Here is a 4,067-nt window from a genome sequence, read left to right as displayed (position 1 = left end):
CTTCTTCCAGTGGCGGGCCTCGCGGGCCGGCGCCGAAAAGTTCCATTCCGGACTGCTGCCGCACGCCGGCACGGACACCAAGGTTTGGCGCGAAGTGGTCCAGCTGGGCCAGGCGCTGCGGAGCCTGGCCGAAGTCAGCGGCTCGGTGGTTACGGGCGCGTCCGGCCGGGTGGACGTCGCGATCCTCCACGACACTGACGCCCGCTGGGCCTCGGAACTGGATTCGCACCCGAGCGTGGACGCCTCCAACATCGCCGAAACCCGGCGCTGGCACGATGCCTTCTACCGCGCCGGCATCCCCACCGACTTCCGCCAGGGCACCGATGACCTATCCGGCTACCGGCTCGTCGTCGCGCCGATGCAGTACCTCGTGAGCGATGCCGGGGCCGCGAATCTGGACGCGTACGTGCGCTCCGGCGGCCACCTCGTGGTGACCTATTTCTCCGGTATCGTGGACGAAAATGACCACATCAGGCTTGGCAGCTACCCCGGCGCGTTCAGCGGACTGCTGGGCGTGAAGATGGAAGAGTTTTTCCCGCTGCGCGGCGGCGAAAGCATCCGGCTCAGCAGCTTCGGGGCGGGTAGCTGCTGGAACGAATTGGGGCATGCCACCACCGCCGAGGTCCTCGCGGCTGTGGAAGAGGGACCGGCCGCCGGTTCTCCCGCCGTGACCCGTAACCGTGCCGGAAGCGGCCGCTCCTACTATGTCGCCACGTCACTCGCGCCGGAGGGCCTGGGCGAACTGCTCGCCGTCGTCTGCGCCGATGCCAGGGTGCAGCCGCTCGTCCCGGACCTGCCGGCCGACGTCGAAGTGGTCCGGCGCAGCAAGGACGGGACGGACTGGACGTTCTGCATCAACCACGGCGCCCACGACGTCCGGCTGCCGCTGGAAGGCGTGGACCTGCTCACCGGCGCCGAACTCGACGGCGGGCTCGGCCTCGCGGCCGGCGGTGCCGCCGTCGTCCGTTCGGCTGCCGCCCGATTGGTCGGCACCTCCGCCAGCCACTCAAACCAGTCAAGCCACTCAACCCTGTAAGGACTCCACATGCTAGCCGCAGCCCGCCATTCCGCCATCCTCGCGGAGGTCCAGCGTGAGCGGATCGTCCGTGTCGCGGACCTCGCCAAGATGCTCGGCGTCTCGCTGATGACCGTGCGGCGGGACATCGAGGCCCTGGACGCGGCGGGCGCCGTGGAGAAGATCCACGGCGGGGCCAAGTTGCCCGGCGGCGCCGGCACCCACGAGCCAGGCTTCGAGCTGAAGGTGACCCAGCTCAAGGACGAGAAGATGGCGATTGCGCAGGAGGCGGCCGCGCAGGTGCGCGAGGGCATGGCGGTGGGGCTCAGCGCCGGCACCACCACGTGGGCGCTGGCCCAGCTGCTGTCCGCCGGCCCGCGGATCACGGTGGTCACCAACTCGGTGCGGATCGCGGACGTCTTCCACCAGAGCGCCTCCCCGTCCACCGTGATCCTGACCGGCGGCGAGCGCACACCCTCGGACGCCCTCGTCGGCCCGCTGGCCACTTCCTCGCTCAAACAGCTGCACCTGGACGTATTGTTCCTCGGCGTCCACGGTGTCGACGCCGACGCAGGGTTCACCACCCCCAACGTGCTCGAGGCCGAAACCGACCGGGCCTTCGTCACCGCGGCCCGGCGGGTGGTGGTGCTGGCGGACCACACCAAGTGGGGCACCCTCGGCATCAGCACGATCGCCGGCCTTGAGGACGCTGACGAACTCATCAGCGATGACCTTCTGGGCAGCGAGGCCCGGCGCATCCTCGGCGAGCGCGTCGGCCGCCTCCGCCTGGCCCATACTGGCGACGCCCGGAGCATCAGCGCAGCCAGCCCCGCAGCTGCCACAGGCTGACCGCTCGGCCCCCGCCCACCCAAACCACTACGCCTGGAGCTGCCGTGAACAACCCGGACCTCACCCTTGCCGCCGAGACCCGTTCCCCCGTGGGCGTCCCGGACCTGTTGCCGCAGAATCTGGAGCCCTTGTACCTGCGCCGCTCCGGAACGTCCCTGCTGATCGACTTCAGCACGGGCGAGGCCGCCATGTTGCACTTCGGCGCCGACCTCGGCCCGGCCCTGCCGGATCTTTCGCTGTTGGGCCAGGCCGTGCCGCACTCGGCCCTCGACGTCCCGGTGGCGCTGGGACTGATCCCGCAGGCGTCCTCCGGCTGGCGCGGGCGCCCCGGCCTCCGCGGCCACCGGAACGGCCAGGCGTTCTCGGCCCGTCTGCGTGTTGTCAGTGTTGAACGTTCCAGTCCTGAGCTGTCCAGCGGCGAGCGGTCCCGCGGGGCGGACTGCTCGGCTGTCATCACCCAGGCCGACCCCGAGGCCGGTGTCAGCGTCCGCACGGAGATCAGGATCAACGACGGCGGCCTGCTCCAGCTCCGGCACCGGCTCGACAACGACGGCGCCGGTCCGTACAGCCTCGACGAACTCGCCGCCGTGCTGCCCGTGGGCCGCGCCGCCACAGAAATCCTGGACCTGACCGGCCGCTGGTGCCGGGAGTCCCACCCCCAGCGCCTGCCGCTGCGCCAAGGCACATGGGTCCGCTCGGGCCGGCACGGCCGGACCGGCCACGACGCCTCGCTCCTGCTCGCGGCCGGAACCCCCGGATTCGGGAACCGCCACGGGCAGGTCTGGGCCGTGCATCTGGGCTGGAGCGGCAACCACGAGAGCTTCGTTGACGCCGCCGCGGACGGCCGGACCGTCCTGGGCGCCTCGGAACTGCTCGGCGCCGGCGAGATCAGCGTGGAAGCGAACGCCAGCTACGAGACCCCGTGGCTGTACGCTGCCTACTCCGCCGCGGGCCTGGACGGCATCAGCGATGCCTTCTACAGCTGGTTCCGCGGGCGCCCGCACCACCCCGGCGTGCGGTCCGGCAAAGCCCGTCCCGTGGTGCTCAACGTCTGGGAAGCGGTCTACTTCGATCACCGCCTCGAGCCGCTGCTCGAACTCGCCGAAGCGGCCGCCGGTCTCGGCGTGGAACGCTTCGTCCTCGATGACGGCTGGTTCCGCGGCCGCCGCGACGATCACGCCGGCCTCGGCGACTGGTACGTCGACGAGGACCTGTGGCCCGAAGGCCTGACTCCGCTGATCGACGCCGTTACCGGCCACGGCATGGAATTCGGGCTCTGGGTCGAACCCGAAATGGTCAACGAAGACTCGGACCTGGCCCGCGCCCACCCGGACTGGATCGCCGGCCCGGCCGGCCGGCTGACTGGCCGGCTGCCCATGCAATGGCGGCACCAGCAGGTCCTTGACCTGGTCAATCCGGCGGCCTGGCAATACATCTTCGACAGGCTCGATGCCCTGTTGAGCGAATACCGGATCAGTTACCTCAAATGGGACCAGAACCGGGACCTGGCCGAGATGGGCCACGCCGGCCGGCCGTCCGTGCACGCCCAGACTCAGGCCGTCTACCGGCTCCTGGACGAGCTCCGCAAGGCCCACCCCGGCGTCGAGATTGAAAGCTGCTCCTCCGGCGGGGCCCGCGTGGATCTCGGCATCCTGGAGCGCACCGACCGGATCTGGGCCTCGGACTGCAACGATGCCCTGGAACGGCAGACCATCCAGCGCTGGACCGGCGTGGTGGTGCCGCCGGAGCTCGTCGGATCGCACATTGGCCCCACCACGAGCCACACCACGGCGCGAACGCACGATCTCTCGTTCCGGGCGATCACCGCGATGTTCGGCCACTTCGGCCTCGAATGGGATGTCCGGCGCCTCGACGATGCCGAACGGACCGAGCTTGCCCGAGCCATCGCACTGTTCAAGCAGTACCGGCCGCTCCTGCACAGCGGGCGCATGGTGCGGGCCGACGAGCCCGATCCCGCCCTCCGGCTGCACGGGGTCGTGTCCCACGACGGCGGCGAGGCCCTCTACGCCCTGGTCTCGGTGGCGACGTCGTTCGCCGAAGTCCCGGGGAAGGTCTGCCTGCCCGGGCTGCTCCCGGACACCACGTACCGGGTGGAAGCGGTCTACCCGGCGGCCGGGGACCGGCGGGCGTTCCTGCAGGCGGCGCCACCGGCGTGGCTTGCGGGCGGCGTCGAGGCCTCGGG

The 4,067-nt window shown here is 70.7% G+C and carries 3 protein-coding genes; all 3 read left to right on the top strand.

Translation table 11 applies throughout. From position 1 onward, the window contains the following. Window positions 1–1,036, top strand: a 1,036-nt coding sequence (locus LQV45_RS19720; RefSeq protein ID WP_230008462.1) for a beta-galactosidase trimerization domain-containing protein, incomplete at its 5' end; no start/stop codon positions are given. A 9-nt stretch (window positions 1,037–1,045) separates the two neighbouring features. After that, window positions 1,046–1,864, top strand: a complete 819-nt coding sequence (locus tag LQV45_RS19715; protein ID WP_079550600.1) for a DeoR/GlpR family DNA-binding transcription regulator — start codon at window positions 1,046–1,048, stop codon at window positions 1,862–1,864. Between the two features lie 119 nt (window positions 1,865–1,983). After that, window positions 1,984–4,067, top strand: a 2,084-nt coding sequence (locus LQV45_RS19710) for an alpha-galactosidase (protein WP_230008463.1), incomplete at its 3' end; no start/stop codon positions are given.

This window comes from Microbacterium sp. Bi128, from assembly GCF_918698205.1.
Note: the sequence above shows the minus strand (reverse complement) of the source record. Positions and strands in the feature narration are given on the sequence as shown.

Bases quoted from the DNA above. Each gene is read 5' to 3' on its own strand.
- LQV45_RS19715 (WP_079550600.1), top strand. From the start codon at position 1,046: ATGCTAGCCGCAGCCCGCCATTCCGCCATCCTCGCGGAGGTCCAGCGT.